This window comes from Kitasatospora sp. MAP5-34, assembly GCF_029894335.1.
GTDB lineage: Bacteria > Actinomycetota > Actinomycetes > Streptomycetales > Streptomycetaceae > Kitasatospora.
Genome location: NZ_JARXZC010000016.1, coordinates 86,193 through 104,222, shown reverse-complemented (window position 1 = coordinate 104,222; position 18,030 = coordinate 86,193). Strand labels below are relative to the sequence as shown.

The window sequence follows — 18,030 nt, the reverse complement described above, 5'->3', positions numbered from 1 at the left end:
CGGCACCACTCCGCAGCAACGAAAGGGCACCCTTTGATACGCGACCGACGGTCGGCCGTCTTCTCCGCCACGGCACTTGCCGTGATCGCCTGCACCGCCCTGTCCGGCTTCGCCCAGCCGGCCTTCGCCGGCGACCGGGCTTCGGCGGGTTCGCAGGTGGCAGGCGTCCGGCCCGCGACGGCCAAGTCCGCGAGCAGCTTGCCGGGCCTGGGGCCCAAGACGCTCGCCGCAGTCCCGCAGAGTACGAGCCAGGCGCTCGTCGTGACCGGCAACGGCGTCAGCTCCGCCACGGGGCACGCCGTGCTCTACCACCGCGTCGGCAACGGCTGGGTGGCGGACGGCTCCTGGGCGACCCACAACGCCCTCGACGGCTGGACGCACAACCATCACGACCGCGATCTGCACACGCCCATCGGCGTCTTCTCCCTGACCGACGCGGGCGGCTATCTCCCCAGCCCGGGCGGCAAGCTGCCCTACTACCGGTCGAAGTACTTCACCGTGGCCGGCAGCGGCTTCGAGGGCGAGCCGCTGGCCGGTTCGTTCGACTATGTGGTCGCCATCAACTACAACCGCGTGCCCGGCCGCTCTCCACTGGACGAGACCCAGCCGCTGGGCCCGGCCAAGGGCGGCGGCATCTGGCTGCACGTGGACCACGGCGGTCCCACCCACGGCTGCGTGAGCCTCCCCCGGGCCGCCATGATCCAACTGTTGCGAAGCCTGGACCCGGCGATGCACCCGGTCGTCGTCATGGGGGACGCCGCCGACCTGAAGCAGTAGGGCCGCCACCTCCGGCAGCCCCTCCCGCTTCACGGCGGATGAGCCGGCCGGCGGGTTGTCGCAGCAGGGTCCCCCACCAGGTGATGACTGGATGTCAGAGTTTCATCACCTCAGAGAGTGGTGATCCCGTTGACCGACCGCCGGACCGGCCTCGCGGCCGCCGTCGCCCTGGCCCTCGTGTGCTGCCTGTCCGGCGCCCCCGCAGCGGCCGCCACCGGCCCGTACGCCGTCCCGGCCGCCGCCCCGCCTGCCGTCCCGCCTGCCGACCCGTCGTCGGACGGACCGCCCGGGCTGGGGGATCCGGTCTTCCCCGCACTCGGGAACTCGGGCTACGACGTGACCCGGTACGACCTGGCGTTCACCCACCACCCGCAGAGCCGGACGGTCAGTGCCACCACCACGCTGACCGCACGCAGCCTCCGCCGCCTGCGCCGGTTCGAGCTCGACTGCGCGGGCCTGGACGTGCGGAGCGTCCGGGTCGACGGGCGGGCAGCCCAATTCTCGCTGCACGGAGAGAAGTTGGCCATCACGCCGACCCGGCCCGTACCGACCGGAGGCAGCATGACCGTCCAGGTGGAGTACACGGTCGATCCCCGGGCGGCCCGGCCGCACACGGGCTGGGTCGTCACGCCTGACGGGTTCGCGCTCGCGGGCCAACCGGACAGTGCCCACACGGTCTTCCCCTGCAACGACCATCCGAGCGACAAGGCCCGCTTCACCATCCACGTCACCACCCCGACCGGCACTCTCGGGGTCGCCAACGGCTCGCTGACCGGGACGACCGAGCACGACGGCGAGACGACCCGGACGTACACCTCCCGCGACCCGATGGCCACCGAGCTGGTCCAGGTCTCGGTCGGCCGCTACTCGGTCAGGGAACGCCGGGGACCTGGCGGCCTGCCGCTGCGCGACGTCGTTCCGACGGCCCGCGCGAACGCCCTGGAACCGGCGCTGTCCCTGACGCCCGGCCAGCTGTCCTGGGCCGAACAGCACCTCGGCGCCTTCCCGTTCGAGACCTACGGGCTGATGCCCACCGATACCGACGCCCCGGACGCGTTCCGTTTCACCGGCCTGGAGACCCAGACCCTGACCCTCTACAAGCCGGGCTTCCTGCTGCAACGAGAACCGGCGATCGGCTCGCACATGATGCACGAACTGATCCACTCCTGGTTCGGCGACAGCGTCACCCCGCGCACCTGGGCGGACCTGTGGCTGAACGAGGGCCACGCCGACTTCTACGGTCTGATGTACCGGTACGAGCGGGGCTGGCCCGACTCGCTCGGCCTCACCTCGCTGGAGGCCCGGATGAAGGACACCTACGCCCAGGGCGACCAGTGGCGGCGCGAGTCCGGCCCGGTCGCCGTGCCGAACGCCGCGAACCTCTTCGACGACCAGCGGTACCTCGGCGGCGCACTCGTCCTCTACGCACTCAGGGAGCAGGTGGGGGACCGCACGTTCGAGCGGATCGAGCGGGCCTTCCTGCGCGACCACCGCAACGGCACCGCCCGCACGGCGGACTTCATCGCCACCGCCTCCCGGGTCGCCGGCCAGGACCTGGGTGGATTCCTCACCGCCTGGCTGTACGGCAGTACGACTCCACCCATGCCCAACCACCCGGACTGGCACGTCACACCCGCCTCCGCCGGATCCGCCGTTCCCCGCTCACGCGGTACCGCAACGCTCTGAGCTGCGGTTCCGGGATCCCGTCCGGACCTGGCAGGGTCCTTCTCCGGCCCAGGAGCTGACGCTGTTTCACCGCCGTGACAATCCACACACACGTTCTGGATATCGGACCGACAGACTTCTCACATCGCAGGACGCCAAGCAGGCCGGAACACCGACCGCACGGACTTGCGGTCAGCCCATCGCCTCGCCCGGCCCGCGTTCACCGTCACGGCCTGCAGTCCCAGGGGGACCCACCAATGCTCGCTCGCACCTTCAGCCGCCGCGCCCGCCTCGCCTCGGCCACGATCATCGCCGCTCTCGCCGGAGCCGCCCTGCTGCCCGCCACCGCGAACGCCGCCACCCCGGGCCAGGCCGCCACCGCCACCCCCGCCAAGCCGCTCACCATCACGCTGGGCACCCCCTCGCACTCGGACCGTCCGCTGGTCCGGGGCGGCGCCACCGAGACCTTCACCGTCACGGTGTCCAACAGCGCCAAGCACGCCGTGACCTACGTCCCGGCGGTCTGGGGCAGCTTCGCGGGTCCGAGCCCGATCGCGGCGTCCGACATCAAGTTCGCGGTGCAGCCGATCCACGCCCCGAGCACCGGCTTCTCCGCCGGTGAGCAGGACCAGGGCGTGCTGGCCAGCTTCTTCCCGGCCGGTGGCCGGGTGGGCAAGGGCTTCTCCGTCCCCGCTGCGGGCAGCTTCAGCTGGAAGGTGACCGTCGGGCTCGCCAAGTCCTACCCCGCCAACGACGCCACCCTCGCGCTGGGCTTCAACTCCCTCGACAACGACGTGTCCAACTTCGCCCGCCAGGTCTTCCGGACCAGCCCGACGTTCAAGTCCGGCCAGTTCACCGAGAAGTTCGTCTCCAAGTACACCAACGGCGGCGGCACCGTGTCCGCGACCAAGCCGCTGGACGTCGCGCTGACCATGCACAACGGAAGCGGCGCCGCGTTCAGCTCCGGTCTGCAGACCTGGATCACGATCCTCGCGGACAGCAAGAGCGGCCAGACCCAGCCGCTGGCCGTGGACGTCCTGGAGAACGGCCACTGGGTGACGCTCAAGAGCCAGGGCGGCCAGTGGACCCTCCCCCGCATCGCCCCGGGCCTCGCCAACGGCGCCACCTACACCTACCAGCTGCGCCTGCGCGGGCTGAAGTACCAGGGCACCGCCAAGTGGACCAACGTCGACCTGAACGCCCAGACCGCCCTCACCAGCGGGAACACCTACGTCTTCGGCGCCGCGGACAAGGTCGTGACCGTCCTGCGGTAGTCCGGCCCGTCCGGGCGCGGTCCACGCCGCCCACCACCTGCCGAACCCAGGAACGCCCCCGGCGAGATCACTCGCCGGGGGCGTTCCTCGGCTCTCTCCCGATCAGGCCGGACGGCGGCGGAGCCGGACGATGACCTGCTCCGCCAGTGGGCACACGAACAGCCACAGGCCCCGCCGCTTTCCCGAACGCGGCGGCGCCCGCCTCGTAGCGGTGGACGACCAGGCGGGCGACGGCCTCGTGGTCCCCGAGCGGCCCGCCGACCCAGTGCGCGCCGGCTGCGGCCACGCGGCGGGCGAAGTGGCCGGGGCCCAGCAGGTACCCGGCCAGGGCGACCCGCCGGTGTCCGGCGGCCCGCAGGGCCTCGACGGCCTGCTGCGGCGAGGGCCCGGCCGCGCACAGGTAGGCCGGGACGACCGGCCGGTCGACCGTCGGCCGCCGGGTCAGCCGCCGGGCCAGCAGCCGGGCCATCGCCGCCGTGTCGGCATTGGCGGACGGGTCCGTCGAGCCGGCCGCGGCGAGCACCACCGGGCCATCGCCCGGCCGCCAGCCCGTCCGGGTGAGCCGTTCCTCGAGGGCGACGGCGAGCAGCGGATCGGGCCCAAGCGCCCGGGCGACCCGGGCCCGCAGGTGGGGCGCGTCGGCGAGGGCTGCGGGTAGGTCCACCCGTACGTGGTACCCGGCGCCCAGCAGCAGCGGCACCAGCACCACCTCGCCGCTCAGCCCGGCCAGCGCCTCGGGCAGCGAGGGCCGGACCAGGTCCAGGAAGCAGCTCTCCACCCGGAGTCCGGGCCGCAGCGTCCGGACCCGTGCGAGCAGGGCCTCGGTCGCGGCGACGCCGTCCGGGTCGCGGGTGCCGTGCGCGACGGCCAGCAGGGTGGGCGGCGGGCCCGGTGCGGCGCTCATCCGACCGCCAGCCGGTAGCCGCGCTTGGGCACGGTACGGATCAGGTCCCCGTGCGGCCCCAACGCCGCCCGGAGCCGGCCGACCGCCGCCTCGACCGCGTGCTCGTCGGCGTCCGAGTCGGCCCAGGCCCGGCGCAGCAGCTCGGCCCGGCTGAGCACCCAGCCGGGCCGCTCGGCCAGTGCCCGCAGCAGCGCGGCGCTCTTGGGTGAGAGCCAGCAGCTCTCGGCGTCCACCAGCAGGGCGTTGCCCTGCAGTACCAAGGTCCTTCCAGCCAGGGTGAGTTCCTGTCTGGAGCGGGCGGGGAGCACCTCGGTCAGGGTCCGGACCAGCGCGCCGAGCCGGCCGCGCTCCGGCCAGACCACCGGCAGGCCGAGCTCGGTGAAGGGCCGGGCGCAGACCGGGCCGACGCAGACCGGCAGCACGTCCGCGCGCAGGGCTTCCAGGGCCGCCTGCAGCAGGTCGTCCGCCGCCGCCGTCTCCAGAAAGGCAGTGATCGCCGGGGCGCTGGTGAAGGTCAGCGCGTGCACCTCGCGGCGGACGGTCTGCTCCACCAGCCGCCGCACCGCCGCCGGGTCCTCGGGCGGCGCCCAGTGGTAGACCGGGACGGAGATCACCTCGGCTCCGCGCTCACGCAGGGCCGCCGCGAAGGCGTCCAGCCGTACGCCGTGCTCCTGCACCGCGATGCGGCAGCCCGTCAGCGGGCGGGCCAGCAGCCAGGTCAGCAGTTCGTCGGTGGCCTCGGAGCGGGGCGAGAAGCCCTCGTCGAGGCCGCTGGCCCGGACCGCGCCGGTCGCCTTGGGCCCACGGGTGAGCACCACCGCGCCCCGGCACGCCTCGGCCAGCGCCGCGCCCCGGCCCCAGCCGTCGGCGGCGCTCATCCAGCCGCGCCAGCCGACGCCCGTGGTCGCGACGACGTAGTCCAGTGGGGCGGTCAGGCACTCCTCGGTCGCCCGGCGCAGGGCGATGTCGTCCTCCAGCGGCATGATGCGCAGCGCGGGCGCCTCGACGACGCGGGCGCCGCGCCGACTGAGCAGCGCGACCAGCTCGTCCCGGCGGCGGGCGGCCGTCACCCCGATCGTGAAGCCGGTCAGCGGGCCCTGGAGTGCGGTGGTGGTACCCATGGCCTGCGGGTTCGTTCCCATAACCCGCAGGGTCCGGCCGCCGCGTTTCCGTCGCGTTGCCCGACGATCACACCAACGTAAGCGAATCGCACCCTCGTGTTACGCGGATGTCCGCCCGCACACCTCGGCCCACCCGGGGTGTGAGCGGCGCGTACCTCAGGCGCAACACGGGTGACCCTGCGGTGAAACCCCCACCGGTCAGGGTCGTCACCATGACAACCACGACCGACACCCACTGCCCGTACTGCTCGTTGCAGTGCGGCATGCGCCTGCACGGCGAGGGCTCGGCGGTCGAGGTGGTGGAACGGCCCGACTTCCCGGTCAATCTCGGGGCGCTCTGCGGCAAGGGGCAGTCGGCGGCGGCGTTGCTCGCCCCGGGCGCCCGGCTGACCACGCCGCTGCTGCGCGAACGGCCCGCCGGCCCGCTGCGCGCGGCGGGCTGGGACGAGGCGCTGGGCAGGGTGGCCGAGGGACTCGCCGCGACCCGGCGTACGCACGGCGCGGACGCCGTCGGGGTCTTCGGCGGCGGCGGGCTCACCAACGAGAAGGCCTATCTGCTGGGCAAGTTCGCCCGGGTGGCGCTGGGTACGGCCAACATCGACTACAACGGACGCTTCTGCATGTCCTCGGCCGCCGCCGCGCACCGGCTGGCCTTCGGCCTGGACCGGGGACTGCCCTTCCCGCTGGCCGACATCCCGGAGACCGACTGCCTGATCCTGGTCGGCGCCAACCCGGCGGAGACCATGCCGCCGGCGCTGCGCTACTTCCGCGAGCTGCGCGAGCGCGGCGGCAAGCTGATCGTGGTCGACCCGCGCCGCACCCGCACCGCCGAACAGGCCGATCTGCACCTGCAGTTGCGGCCCGGCAGTGATCTGGCGCTGGCGCTCGGGCTACTGCACCTGGTGATCGCCGACGGTCTGCTCGACCAGGACTTCATCGACGCCCGGACGTCCGGCTTCGAGCCGGCCCGCGCGGCGGCGATGGCACACTGGCCGGAGCGGGTGGAACGGCTGACGGGCCTCCCCGTCGCCCGACTGCGCGAGGCCGCAACGCTGTTCGGCCGGGCGGCGACGGGCATGGTGCTCACCGCACGCGGGCCCGAGCAGCAGAGCAAGGGCACCGACACCGTCGGCGCCTGGATCAACCTCTGCCTGGCCACCGGAAAGGCGGGCCGTCCGAACTCCGGGTACGGCTGTCTGACCGGCCAGGGCAACGGTCAGGGCGGACGCGAGCACGGCCAGAAGGCCGACCAACTGCCCGGCTACCGCTCGATCGAGGACCCGGCCGCCCGGGCGCACGTCGCCGGGGTCTGGGGCGTCGAGCCGGACAGCCTGCCGCGCTCGGGGCGGTCGGCGTACGAGCTGCTGGACAGCCTGGGGCAGCCCGACGGCGTGCGCGCGCTGCTGCTGATGGGCTCCAACCCGGTCGTCTCCGCGCCGAACGCGACGCACGTCACCGAACGGCTGCGAGCGCTGGACCTGCTGGTCGTCAGCGACCTCGTGCTGTCCGAGACCGCCCAGCTGGCGGACGTGGTGCTGCCGGCCGCCCAGTGGGCCGAGGAGACCGGCACGACGACCAACCTGGAGGGCCGGGTGATCCTGCGCCAACAGGCCCTCACCGCACCGGAGGGCGTCCGCACCGACCTGCGGGTGCTGCGCGAACTGGCCGAACGCCTGGGCGGCAAGGGCGAGTTCTCCGATGATCCGGAGCAGGTCTTCGAGGAGCTGCGCCGGGCCTCGGCGGGCGGCCAGGCCGACTACGCGGGCATCAGCTACCGACGGATCCGCGCGGAGGACGGCGTCTTCTGGCCCTGCCCCGACGAGCAACACCCCGGCACCCCAAGGCTGTTCCTCGACCGCTTCGCCACGCCGGACGGCCGCGCGCGCTTCGCCGCCGTCACGCACCGCCCGGCGGCGGAGGAACCGGACGCCGACTACCCGCTCTATCTCACCACCGGCCGCGTCCTGGCCCAGTACCAGAGCGGCGCCCAGACCCGCCGCATCCAGGCTCTCAACGAGGCCGCACCCGGCCCGTTCGTCGAACTCCACCCCCAGCTGGCCCGTCGACTGGCCGTCACGGAAGGCGAGTTGCTGGCCGTCACCAGCCGCCGGGGCCGGGCCGTGGCGCCCGCGCGGATCACCGGGGCCATCCGGCCGGACACCGTCTTCATGCCGTTCCACTGGTCCGGCGCCGGACGCGCCAACAGCCTGACCAACCCGGCCCTCGACCCGACCTCGAAGATGCCCGAGTTCAAACTCTGCGCGGTCCGCGTCGAGCGGGCGCAGGCGGCCGGGCAGACGCAGCCGGCCGGACAAGCACAGCCGGCCCGGCAGACGCAGCCGGCCGGACAAGCACACGCCGCCCGGCCGGCACACCCGAAGAAGGTCCGATGAGCAGCGGCGAACGTATCGCGGTGGTCGGCGGCGGGATGGCCGGGGCGCGCTTCGCGGAGCGGTACGCCGCGCTCGGCGGCACCGGCTCGGTAACCATCTACGGCGCCGAGACGCGTCCCCCGTACAACCGGGTGCTGCTGGCCGACGTACTGACCGGCCGCTACGACGCGGAGGCCGTCACACTGCCGGTCGGCGGGGCCCAAGTGCGGCTCGGCAGCGAGGTGGTGGGCCTCGACCTCGCCACCCGGACGCTGCGGCTCGCGGACGGCGGCGCCGAGACCTGGGACGAACTGGTGCTGGCCACCGGCGCCAACCCGGTGCTGCCGCCCGTCCGCAACCGGTGCCAGGGCGACGGGACGAGCCTCAAGGACGGCGTGCACCTGCTGCGCACCCTGGATGACTGCGCCCGGCTGGCGACGGACGCGGCCAAGGCCGGCCGCGCCGTGGTGGTCGGCGGCGGCGTGCTCGGCGTGAGCGTCGCCCGCGCGCTGGCCGCACTCGGGCTGCTGGTCGAGATCGTGCACCAGGGACCATATCTGATAGACCGTCAGCTCGATCCGGAGGCTGCGGCGGCAGTGCGCGGCGGCCTGCGCGGGCTGGGCGCGGAGGTCTACCTCGGCAACCGCGCCCGGGCCGTTCGCGGCTCCGGCCGGGTCGAGGGCGTCGAGCTGGCCAACGGGTACGTGCTCGACTGCGACCTGGTCGTGCTCGCCTGCGGCGTGCGGCCGCGCACCTCGCTGGCGCACGCGGCCGGGCTGGCGGTCCGTACCGGCGTGCTGGTCGACGACCGGCTGGCCGCGTCCGCGCCCCGGACCCACGCGATCGGTGACTGCGCCGAGCACCGGGGCACCGTGCACGGCCTGTCGGCGCCCGCCTGGGACCAGGCCGACGTACTGGCCGCCCGGCTCTCCGGCGCCGACCCGGACGCCCGCTACACCGGTTCGCGCCCGCTGGCCCGGCTCAGTGCGGGCGGGCTGGAGTACGCGGCCTTCGGCGAGGTGGACGAGACCGCCGAGCCGGGGCTCGACGTGCTGCGGCTCACCGACGCCACCCGGGGCAGCTACAAGAAGGTCGTGCTGCGCGGCGACCGGCTGGTCGGCGGCATCCTGCTCGGCGACCTGGCCACCGTGGGCGCGCTGGCCGGCGCCTTCGAGCGGGACGACCCGCTCACCGACCACCCCCTGCACCTGCTCACCTCCACCACCTGAGGAGTCCGAGGATGACGACATACCGCCGCCCGAGGGACGTGATCCTGGTCGGACACGGCATGGTCGGCCAGCGCTTCCTGGAGGCCCTGGTCGAGCAGCCCGGCGCGACCGGCCTGCGGATCACCGTGCTCGCCGAGGAACCCCGGCCCGCGTACGACCGGGTCCAGCTCACCTCCTGGTTCTCCGGCACCTCCGCCGAGGAGCTGTCGCTCTGCCCGCCCGGCTTCCTGGCCGAGCACGGCATCGAGCTGCGCCTCGGCGACCCGGTCACGGAGATCGACCGCGCCGCGCGGACGGTCACCACCCGCGCCGGGCACACCCTGGGCTACGACGCGCTGGTGCTCGCCACCGGCTCGTACCCCTTCGTACCGCCGGTGCCCGGCCACGACGCCGACGGCTGCCACGTCTACCGCACCATCGAGGACCTGGAGGCGATCCGCGCCGACGCCGACGGAGCCGAGGTCGGCGCGGTCGTCGGCGGCGGGCTGCTCGGCCTGGAGGCGGCGGGCGCGCTCCGGGCGATGGGCCTGGAGACCCACGTGGTCGAGTTCGCGCCGCGGCTGATGGCCCTCCAGGTCGACGAGGGCGGCGGCGCGCTGCTGCGCCGCAAGATCGAGGAGCTGGGCGTGGCGGTGCACACCGGCGCCGGCACCCAGCGCGTCGAGACCGCCGCCGACGGCCGGGTACGGGCCATGACGCTCTCGGACGGCCGCGAGCTCCGCGCCGACCTGGTGATCTTCTCCGCCGGGGTCCGCCCGCGCGACCAGCTGGCCCGGGCCTGCGGCCTGGCCGTCGGCGAGCGCGGCGGGATCGTGGTGGACGAGGGCTGCCGCACCGACGACCCGGCGGTCTGGGCGATCGGCGAGTGCGCGCTCGCCGTGGACGGGCGGGTCTACGGCCTGGTCGCCCCCGGCTACGCGATGGCCGAGACGGCGGCCCGCGCGCTGGCCGGCGAGCCGGGCCGGTTCACCGGCGCCGACACCTCCACCAAGCTCAAGCTGCTGGGCGTGGACGTGGCCAGCTTCGGCGACGCGCACGGCGCGACCGAGGGCGCGCTGGAGGTGCTGTACAGCGACAGCCGGGCCGGCGTGTACAAGAAGCTCGTCATCGGGACGGACGGCGCGCTGCTCGGCGGCGTACTGGTCGGCGACACCGAGGCGTACGGCCTGCTGCGCCCGCTCACCATCGGCGGCAAGCCGCTGCAGACCGCGCCCGAACAGCTGGTCCTGCCCGCCGGGTTCGCCCCGGGCGCGCCGGTGGGGCTGCCGGACGACGCCGTGGTCTGCTCCTGTCACAACGTCAGCAAGGCCGCGATCCGCGCCGCCCTCGCCGAACAGGGCTGCGGCAGCGTCGCCGAGGTCAAGAAGTGCACCAAGGCCGGTACGGGCTGCGGGAGTTGCGTCAAACTGCTCGGCACCATCGTGACCGAGGAGCTGGCGGCGGCCGGTGTCAACGTCGACACCGGCCTCTGCGAGCACTTCGCGCACACCCGCTCCGAGCTCTACGAGATCGTCCGGGTCAAGGGCCTGACCAGGTTCTCCGACCTGCTGGAGCAGCACGGCAGCGGCGAGGGCTGCGACATCTGCAAGCCGACCGTCGCCTCGATCATCGCCGGCCTCGGCGGCGGCCACATCCTCGACGGCGAACAGGCCGCGCTGCAGGACACCAACGACCACTTCCTCGCCAACCTGCAACGCAACGGCTCGTACTCGGTGGTGCCGCGCATCCCCGGCGGCGAGATCACCCCCGAGGGCCTGATCACCATCGGCGAGATCGCCCGGGACTTCGGCCTCTACACGAAGATCACCGGCGGCCAGCGGATCGACCTGTTCGGCGCGAGCGTGGACCAACTGCCGCCGATCTGGCAGCGGTTGGTGGCGGCGGGTTTCGAGTCCGGGCACGCCTACGGCAAGTCGCTGCGCACCGTGAAGTCCTGTGTCGGCGAGACCTGGTGCCGCTACGGGGTGCAGGACTCGGTCGGGCTCGCCATCGAACTGGAGCTGCGCTACCGGGGACTGCGTTCCCCGCACAAGCTCAAGTCCGCCGTCTCCGGCTGTGCCCGCGAGTGCGCCGAGGCGCAGAGCAAGGACTTCGGCATCATCGCCACCTCCACGGGATGGAACCTGCACGTCGGCGGCAACGGCGGGATGACACCGCGCCACGCCGACCTGCTGGCCACCGACCTGGACCGCGAGACGCTGATCCGGACCATCGACCGCTTCCTGATGTTCTACATCCGCACCGCCGACCGCCTGGAGCGCACCGCCGCCTGGCTGGAGCGCCTGGACGGCGGCCTGGACCACCTGCGGGCGGTCCTGCTGGACGACTCACTCGGCATCTGCGCCGACCTGGACGCCCTGATGGCCCAGCACGTGGGCGGTTACCAGGACGAGTGGGCCGCCACCCTGGCCGACCCCGACCGACTGCGGCGCTTCGCGTCCTTCGTCAACGCGCCCGGCACCCCCGACCCCGCCGTGACCTTCGTCCCCGAGCGGGGCCAGATCCGTCCGGCCCGCCCCGGCGAGCACGGGCTCACCCTCACCGACCTCACCCCGGCCCTGATCGCCGGACCCCGACTGGAGGTACGCACCGCATGACCGTCGACGTGCAGGACGTGAACGACCTGAAGGTGGAGATCCACGACGGCTCGCGCTGGCAGCACGTCTGCGCGTACGACGACCTGATCCCCGGGCGCGGCGTGGCCGTACTGCTCGACGGCGACCAGGTGGCGGTCTTCCGCGACCGCGCCGGAACGCTGTACGCCGTCGACAACCGCGACCCGTTCAGCGGCACGTACGTGCTCTCGCGCGGCATCGTCGGCAGCCGGGGCGACACCCCGACCGTCGCCTCGCCGATGTACAAGCAGGTCTTCGACCTGCGCGACGGCCGCTGCCTCGACGAGGAGACCGCCCCCGACGGCGGCCGGGCCGTCCTCCGGGTCTGGCCGGTCCGAGGCTCGCACCGCCCGCGCGACACCGACCAGGCCGGGAGCCACCGATGAGCACAGTCGCGAGACCGGACGAGACCAAGGGCCCCGCCACCAGCCGTTCCCGGAGCACCTCCCGGGGCATCGACGACTGGCGGCCGGAGGACCGCGCCTTCTGGGAGGAGGCGGGCGCCCGGATCGCCCGGCGCAACCTGGTGTTCTCGGTGCTGTCGGAGCACATCGGCTTCTCGGTCTGGAGCCTCTGGTCGGTGCTGGTCCTCTTCCTCGGCCCGCGCTACCACATAGACGCCGCAGGCAAGTTCACCCTCACCGCGCTGCCGACGGCGCTCGGCGCACTGCTGCGGCTGCCCTACACCTTCGCGGTGGCGCGGTTCGGCGGGCGCAACTGGACGGTGTTCAGCGCGCTGCTGCTACTGGTGCCGACCGTGCTGGCCGGGCTGGTGCTCAGCCCCGGCGTCTCGTACGGGACGCTGCTGGCCGTGGCGTGCGTGGCCGGGGTCGGCGGCGGCAACTTCGCCTCCTCGATGGCGAACATCAACGCCTTCTACCCCCAGCGCCTCAAGGGCTGGGCACTCGGCGTGAACGCCGGCGGGGGCAATCTGGGCGTCCCGGTGGTGCAACTGCTCGGGCTGCTGGTGCTGGCCACGGCGGGTGCCGCGCACCCGAGACTGGTACCGCTGGTCTACCTGCCCCTGATCGTGCTGGCCGCGCTGGGCGCCGCCCTGCGGATGGACAACCTGACGGCGCTGCGCAGCGACCGGCGGGCCCTGCGGGAGGTGGCCCGCGAGCCGCACAGCTGGGTGATGTCGGTGCTCTACGTGGGGACCTTCGGGTCGTTCATCGGGTTCGGCTTCGCCTTCGGACAGGTGTTGCAGGTGCAGTTCCCGCACCAGTTCGACACCCCGGTGAAGGCCGCGTACCTGACCTTCCTCGGCCCGCTGCTGGGCTCGCTGGTACGGCCGGTGGGCGGCAGGATGGCCGACCGTTGGGGCGGGGCCCGGGTGACGCTCGGGACCTTCGTGGCGATGGCCGGGGGCGCCGGACTCGTACTGGCCGCCTCGCGGTCGAAGTCGCTGCCGCTGTTCCTGGCCGGCTTCGTGGCCCTGTTCGTGCTGAGCGGCCTCGGCAACGGCGCGACCTACAAGATGATCCCGGCCATCTTCCAGGCCAAGGCCCGGACCGCGATCGCGGCCGGCCTCGATCCCGCGACCGCCGAACTCGACTCCCGCCGCCGCGCCTCGGCGCTGATCGGCCTGGCCGGCGCGGTCGGCGCCTTCGGCGGGGTCCTGGTGAACATCGCCTTCCGGCAGTCCTTCCTCACCAGCCACAACGGCGACGCCGCCTACCTGGCCTTCCTCGCGGCGTACGCCGTCTGCTCCGCCCTGACCTGGGCCGTCTACGTCCGTCCTTCGGCGCACCGGCTGCCCGAAGTCTGACGGCCCGTCAGCCATTTGACCGCCGCTACCACCGTGCCGCTAGCAGATGCCGGCCGCGGCCGCCTGCCGGGCCGCGGCCGCCAGCCCGTCGGTCCACGGGTCGCCGTGGCCGGGCAGGACGGTCCGGATGTCGTGCTCGGCGAGCCGGTCGAGCGAGTCGAGGGCCGCCCGGCTGTCCTGGGTGAACGCCCGGCAGATCAGGCAGGGCCCGGTACGGCCGCCGACCGAGTCGTGGGTGACCAGGGCGTCGCCAGTGAACGCGACGGACGACCCGGGGAAGAGGAAGGAGGTGCTGCCGTTCGTATGCCCGGGGGTGTGCAGCGCCAGCGGACTGCCCGGGAGGTCGAGCTGCTCGCCACCCCGGAAGGTGTGGAACTCCCGTACGGGCGGCACCCGGAGCGCCCCGCTCCGGGCGAGGTGCAGCGGCGCGCGCAGGCTGCCGGGGCGGCGGATCGCGTACGGCAGCACCGACCGCTCCGGCTGCCAGACCTTGCCGAGCCGCCGGGGCGCGGTGAGGATCGGGGCGTCCGACTCGTGCACCCAGACCTGCGCGCCGGAGGCGGCGCGGACGCGTTCGGCCAGGCCGGTGTGGTCGGGGTGGCCGTGGGTGATCAGTACGGCCGCGATGTCGGTGAGCCGGTGGCCGAGCCGGGTCACGGCGTCGAGCAGGTTGTTCCAGTGCGCGGGCAGCCCGGCGTCGACCAGCACCAGACCCGATCCGGTGTCCACCAGGTAGAAGTTGACGAGTCGGTCACCGAGCCGGTGCGAGGTGGGAGCGGGCACGGTGCTCACCGGCCCTGGTGCGGCGCGAGCACGCGGACGGAGGTACCGGGCAGGCCGGTGACGAGGTCGGTGCCGAGCAGCCGACCGGGCGTCCAGGCTCCGGGCCGCACACCGGCGAGCACCCTGATGGCGGTCTCGGCCGCGATCGCGGCGGTGACGGCGAACCCCTCGCCGGTGCTCAGCTCGGCCAGGTGGCGCACGCCCTCCGGGTCGGTGATCTCGGCGTACGCGTAGGAGCGGGCGTCCTCGGGATCGCCGCCGCTCCGGGCGAGGTACGCGGTGACGTCGGGCGCGCCGGTGACCCCGAGCGCCGCCTCCAGATCACCGAGCGGCGCCGGAACGACCTGGCGCGCGGCGCCGCCGAAGTGCAGCGAGGTGGCCCCCTCGCCGAACGGAGCGCGGACTAGCTCGCCGTTCCGGTACGTTGTGCCGCCCTCCGCGACGGCCTCGGCCACGCTGCCCTTCACGCCCTCGGTTTCGTACGCGCTCCGAGCCGCGAAGGCGACCACCACCCCGGCCGGGCGGACGCCCTCCGCGAGCAGGGCGAGCAGCAGCGACTCGGTGAGGGCCGGCCCGAACCCGGCGCCGGTGACCAGCGTTACGCCGCGCTCGCGCGCCTCGGCGTCGCGGTCCAGCACGGCCCGCACGGCGGCGCGTTCGTTGGCGAGGTCGACGTACGCCGTCCCGGCGGCCAGGCAGGCGGCGACCACCGGGGGTGCGAGCCGGGTGAACGGGCCGACGGTGTTGACCAGCACCCGGCCCGCACCGGCCAGCGCCCGCACGGCGGCGGGGTCGGGGTCGGCGAGGTCGACCACCAGGGTGGACACCGACGGATCGCCGGGCGCGAGCCGTTCGGCGAGCTGCACCAGCCGGCCGGCCTCCCGGCCGGCGAGCACCACGCTCGCGCCGAGCCGGACGAGCTGTTCGGCGATCAGGCCACCGGTCGTACCGGATGCGCCGAGAACCACGAAGTCACTGGGCATGAGCTGTTCCTTACCGCAGGAGTCGATCGGGCACCGCACAGAAACGGTGACGTGACATTGATGATTACACATCGATGTTTCATCATCAATGTCACGGTATCGATGTCACAGCATCAATGTTGCGTCATTGATAGACTGGCCGGGCCCGCAGCTCACCCGCCCGAAGGACAGCCCGTGACCTCACCCGATCGCCCCGATCACCCCGCCCGGACCGACCGGACCGCCCACCACGAGCTGCGCTACCTGATCCTCGCGGCCCAGCGCGAAGGCAGCCGCCGGCTCGGCGAGGCGCTGCGCCACCTCGGGCTGACACCCGCCCAGGCCGAGGTGCTCGACGTGCTGGCCGGCCACGGGCCGCTGACGCTGGCCGCCCTCGGACGGCTGCTGGTGTGCGAACAGGGCAGCCCAAGCCGCCTGGTCGACTCGCTGGTCCAGCGCGAACTGGTCAACCGCGCGCCGCACCAGCAGGACAAACGCGCCGTGCTGATCGATCTCACCGACGCGGGCCGAGGCCTGGCCGCCCGGCTCGGCGAGGCGAGCGACCGGCTGATCGACGGCATGTCAGCAGTGCTCTCCGGCGAGGACGCCGACACCCTGGTCCGCCTGCTGCGCCCACTCCTGGACGGCACCCATGGCGGCCACGCCATCCGCACCCGCTTCCCCGACCAACCCTGACGGAGTACCGGTCGGCTACGGCCGCTGCTCCGCCAGCACCAGGCCCACCAGCACCGCCGTGGTGACGGCGAGCGCCTGCCACCCGCCGCCCCACCGCGCGACGGGCGCGCCGACGGCCACCGCGACGGCGCCCAGCAGCCGGGCCACCGGCCAGGTACCGGCCAGGCTGCGACGGAAGTACGCGAGGCCGAACAGGAAGAGCGCCGCGCCCAGCGGCAGCAGCCCGGCCGGCAGCCCGTGCATCGGGCCGTCGAAGGAGTCGATCGCCTCCTGCATCCCGACCGCTGTGACGGCGATGCCGAGGATCATGACGTAGTACGCGTAGCCGAACGCGTACACCGCCACCCGGGCCCGGCGCTCCGGCGGCATGCGGTGCAGCAGCCGCTCGCTCTCCCGCTCCTCGCGGTCGAAGTACAGCCACCACATCGCCGCCGTGAGGGCGAGCGCGAGCAGCGAACCGACGACCACCACCAGCACGTCCGACTGTCCGGTGGCGGCCGTGCCGACCTCCACGATCGACTCGCCGAGCAGGATGATCACGGCGAGACCGTGCCGCTCGACGAAGTGCCCGACCCCGACGGTGAAACCCCCGACCCCCGTGATGAACGGCGCCAGCAGCTGAAGCAGGCAGGCCGCTGCCATGATCCAGAGCCGCAGCCGGTCCGGGGCGGCACCGGCCGCCACCAGGATCAGCGCGCTGGTCAGGTTGAGCGGACCGACCCGGGTGATGCCCGCGCGGCCCGAGGTCCCCAGGAAGCCGACCGTGTGGACCAGCACCACGACCAGGTAGGCGATCCCGAACACCAGGCCCCACGGGCCCGGTTCGAACGACCTCGGCACGGCCAGCGACATCACGAAGAACCCCGCCATCCCGGTCAGCAGGAGCAACCGGGGCCGGGTGCGCTCCAGATCCAGGGAGTTGGTGAGCCAGGCGTAACCGGCGTACATCCACCAGGTGAGGGCCAGCAGCACCATGACCCGGGCCAGGTCCTGCGCCGTCGGCCGGGCGGCGAGCACCGAGGCGATCTGGGTGATCGTGAACACGAAGACCAGATCGAAGAAGAGCTCCAACGGTCGTACGCTCTCGGCCGGTCCGGGCACGTTCCTGGCCGGCTCGGGCACCTTCTTCGATCGGGTCACGCCGAGAGTGTTCCAGACCGCCCGGCCAGGCCGGGCGCACACACCCCACGACGCTCCGCCGCCCGCGACGTCAGCGCCGCCCGGCCAGGGCGTACCGGGGGCGGCTCTGCAGCGCCACCCGCAGGGTCGGACCGAGGATGCGGTGCACGTCGGCGGCCGAGAGGCGGGCGGTGGCGGGCAGCGGGTTCAGGTACCTGGTGAAGATCAGGCCGCCGATCACGGTGACGGCGGCGATGGCCCGTTCGGTCGCGTCCGGCCCACCGAGATATTCAGCGATCCGACCGAGCACCTCGCTCTCGAGGTACTCCCTGAACACCCGCATCACGTCCTCGTTCTGGACGGCCAGCCGGTTGAACTCGGTGTCGTCCCAGAGGTCGGTGACGGCCCGCAGGAGACGGTCGGGCAGACCCGCCGGGTCGCCCGCCAGAACCGTGGACAGGGCGAGCGATTCGGCGCACTGCAACTGCGTGACCTCGCCGAACAGGCCCTGCTTGGACCCGAAGTGGTAGCTGATGAGTGCCGAGTCGACGCAGGCCTCGGCGGCGATCGCCCGCAGCGTGGTGCCCCGGTATCCGTGTCGCAGGAACAGGCCCCGGGCGGCCTCGGCGATCCGGGCCCTGGTGGGGGGATTGCCCCGTGGACGACCTCGTAATTTATTCATCAACATTGAATATGGAGACGGAGGTTGGCACTGTCAAGGCGTTCAGAGCCCCGGACCGACCGG

Annotated in this window: 15 protein-coding genes; 9 read left to right on the top strand and 6 right to left on the bottom strand. The window is 73.3% G+C overall.

What is annotated here, in order from left to right; translation table 11 throughout:
* The first annotated feature begins 81 nt into the window (after positions 1-81).
* The 3 genes from P3T29_RS15875 to P3T29_RS15865 all read left to right on the top strand — a co-directional run bounded on the left by P3T29_RS15875 (position 82) and on the right by P3T29_RS15865 (position 3,716).
* Entirely contained in the window at positions 82-777 is a 696-nt protein-coding gene (locus P3T29_RS15875) for a L,D-transpeptidase family protein (protein WP_280717100.1), read from the top strand.
* 117 nt (positions 778-894) lie between these two features.
* On the top strand, positions 895-2,463 hold the full coding sequence (locus P3T29_RS15870; protein ID WP_280717099.1) for a M1 family metallopeptidase: 1,569 nt from the start codon (positions 895-897) through the stop codon (positions 2,461-2,463).
* A gap of 236 nt (positions 2,464-2,699) precedes the next feature.
* The gene (locus P3T29_RS15865; RefSeq protein WP_280717098.1) at positions 2,700-3,716 is read left to right on the top strand and encodes a hypothetical protein; all 1,017 of its coding nucleotides are present in this window, start codon (positions 2,700-2,702) and stop codon (positions 3,714-3,716) included.
* 67 nt (positions 3,717-3,783) lie between these two features.
* On the opposite strand, the gene P3T29_RS15860 is transcribed toward P3T29_RS15865, so the two are convergent.
* Together P3T29_RS15860 and P3T29_RS15855 are read right to left on the bottom strand one after the other, a co-directional pair.
* Positions 3,784-4,620, bottom strand: coding sequence for a sirohydrochlorin chelatase (locus tag P3T29_RS15860; RefSeq protein ID WP_280717097.1), 837 nt, complete (start codon positions 4,618-4,620; stop codon positions 3,784-3,786).
* On the bottom strand, positions 4,617-5,762 hold the full coding sequence (locus P3T29_RS15855; protein ID WP_280717096.1) for a uroporphyrinogen-III synthase: 1,146 nt from the start codon (positions 5,760-5,762) through the stop codon (positions 4,617-4,619). Before P3T29_RS15855 ends, P3T29_RS15860 begins: the two co-directional genes overlap by 4 nt.
* Before the next feature lie 191 nt (positions 5,763-5,953).
* On the opposite strand from P3T29_RS15855, the gene P3T29_RS15850 reads away from it, so the two are divergent.
* Genes P3T29_RS15850 through P3T29_RS15830 form a run of 5 tightly spaced genes read left to right on the top strand, consistent with a single transcriptional unit; the run spans position 5,954 to position 13,725 of the window.
* Positions 5,954-8,134, top strand: a complete 2,181-nt coding sequence (locus P3T29_RS15850) for a molybdopterin oxidoreductase family protein (protein ID WP_280717095.1) — start codon at positions 5,954-5,956, stop codon at positions 8,132-8,134.
* A complete protein-coding gene (locus P3T29_RS15845; protein WP_280717094.1) occupies positions 8,131-9,342 on the top strand; it encodes an FAD-dependent oxidoreductase in 1,212 nt (403 codons plus the stop codon). Before P3T29_RS15850 ends, P3T29_RS15845 begins: the two co-directional genes overlap by 4 nt.
* Before the next feature lie 11 nt (positions 9,343-9,353).
* Positions 9,354-11,939: a nitrite reductase large subunit NirB gene (nirB, locus tag P3T29_RS15840; RefSeq protein ID WP_280717093.1), complete on the top strand. Its 2,586-nt coding sequence runs from the start codon at positions 9,354-9,356 to the stop codon at positions 11,937-11,939.
* Positions 11,936-12,343, top strand: a complete 408-nt coding sequence (gene nirD / locus P3T29_RS15835; protein ID WP_280717092.1) for a nitrite reductase small subunit NirD — start codon at positions 11,936-11,938, stop codon at positions 12,341-12,343. The genes nirB and nirD overlap by 4 nt, the downstream gene beginning before the upstream one ends.
* Positions 12,340-13,725, top strand: coding sequence for a nitrate/nitrite transporter (locus tag P3T29_RS15830; RefSeq protein WP_280717091.1), 1,386 nt, complete (start codon positions 12,340-12,342; stop codon positions 13,723-13,725). The genes nirD and P3T29_RS15830 overlap by 4 nt, the downstream gene beginning before the upstream one ends.
* Positions 13,726-13,764: 39 nt before the next feature.
* On the opposite strand, the gene P3T29_RS15825 is transcribed toward P3T29_RS15830, so the two are convergent.
* Positions 13,765-14,508 (bottom strand): MBL fold metallo-hydrolase, encoded by a 744-nt coding sequence (locus tag P3T29_RS15825; RefSeq protein ID WP_280717090.1) that lies wholly within the window; start codon positions 14,506-14,508, stop codon positions 13,765-13,767.
* Positions 14,509-14,513: 5 nt separating this feature from the next.
* A complete protein-coding gene (locus tag P3T29_RS15820; RefSeq protein WP_280717089.1) occupies positions 14,514-15,491 on the bottom strand; it encodes a saccharopine dehydrogenase NADP-binding domain-containing protein in 978 nt (325 codons plus the stop codon).
* A gap of 174 nt (positions 15,492-15,665) precedes the next feature.
* Between P3T29_RS15820 and P3T29_RS15815 the strand changes: the two genes are divergently transcribed.
* Entirely contained in the window at positions 15,666-16,166 is a 501-nt protein-coding gene (locus P3T29_RS15815; RefSeq protein ID WP_280717088.1) for a MarR family transcriptional regulator, read from the top strand.
* Between the two features lie 15 nt (positions 16,167-16,181).
* Here the strand turns inward: P3T29_RS15815 and P3T29_RS15810 are convergent, their stop codons facing one another.
* Positions 16,182-17,306, bottom strand: a complete 1,125-nt coding sequence (locus P3T29_RS15810; RefSeq protein WP_280717087.1) for a low temperature requirement protein A — start codon at positions 17,304-17,306, stop codon at positions 16,182-16,184.
* Positions 17,307-17,376: 70 nt separating this feature from the next.
* Positions 17,377-17,967 (bottom strand): TetR family transcriptional regulator, encoded by a 591-nt coding sequence (locus tag P3T29_RS15805; protein ID WP_280717086.1) that lies wholly within the window; start codon positions 17,965-17,967, stop codon positions 17,377-17,379.
* Positions 17,968-18,030: the final 63 nt, after the last annotated feature.

Bases quoted from the DNA above. Each gene is read 5' to 3' on its own strand.
- P3T29_RS15865 (WP_280717098.1), top strand. From the start codon at position 2,700: ATGCTCGCTCGCACCTTCAGCCGCCGCGCCCGCCTCGCCTCGGCCACG.
- P3T29_RS15860 (WP_280717097.1), bottom strand. From the start codon at position 4,620: ATGAGCGCCGCACCGGGCCCGCCGCCCACCCTGCTGGCCGTCGCGCAC.
- P3T29_RS15855 (WP_280717096.1), bottom strand. From the start codon at position 5,762: ATGGGAACGAACCCGCAGGCCATGGGTACCACCACCGCACTCCAGGGC.
- P3T29_RS15850 (WP_280717095.1), top strand. From the start codon at position 5,954: ATGACAACCACGACCGACACCCACTGCCCGTACTGCTCGTTGCAGTGC.
- P3T29_RS15845 (WP_280717094.1), top strand. From the start codon at position 8,131: ATGAGCAGCGGCGAACGTATCGCGGTGGTCGGCGGCGGGATGGCCGGG.
- nirB (WP_280717093.1), top strand. From the start codon at position 9,354: ATGACGACATACCGCCGCCCGAGGGACGTGATCCTGGTCGGACACGGC.
- nirD (WP_280717092.1), top strand. From the start codon at position 11,936: ATGACCGTCGACGTGCAGGACGTGAACGACCTGAAGGTGGAGATCCAC.
- P3T29_RS15830 (WP_280717091.1), top strand. From the start codon at position 12,340: ATGAGCACAGTCGCGAGACCGGACGAGACCAAGGGCCCCGCCACCAGC.
- P3T29_RS15820 (WP_280717089.1), bottom strand. From the start codon at position 15,491: ATGCCCAGTGACTTCGTGGTTCTCGGCGCATCCGGTACGACCGGTGGC.
- P3T29_RS15805 (WP_280717086.1), bottom strand. From the start codon at position 17,967: ATGAATAAATTACGAGGTCGTCCACGGGGCAATCCCCCCACCAGGGCC.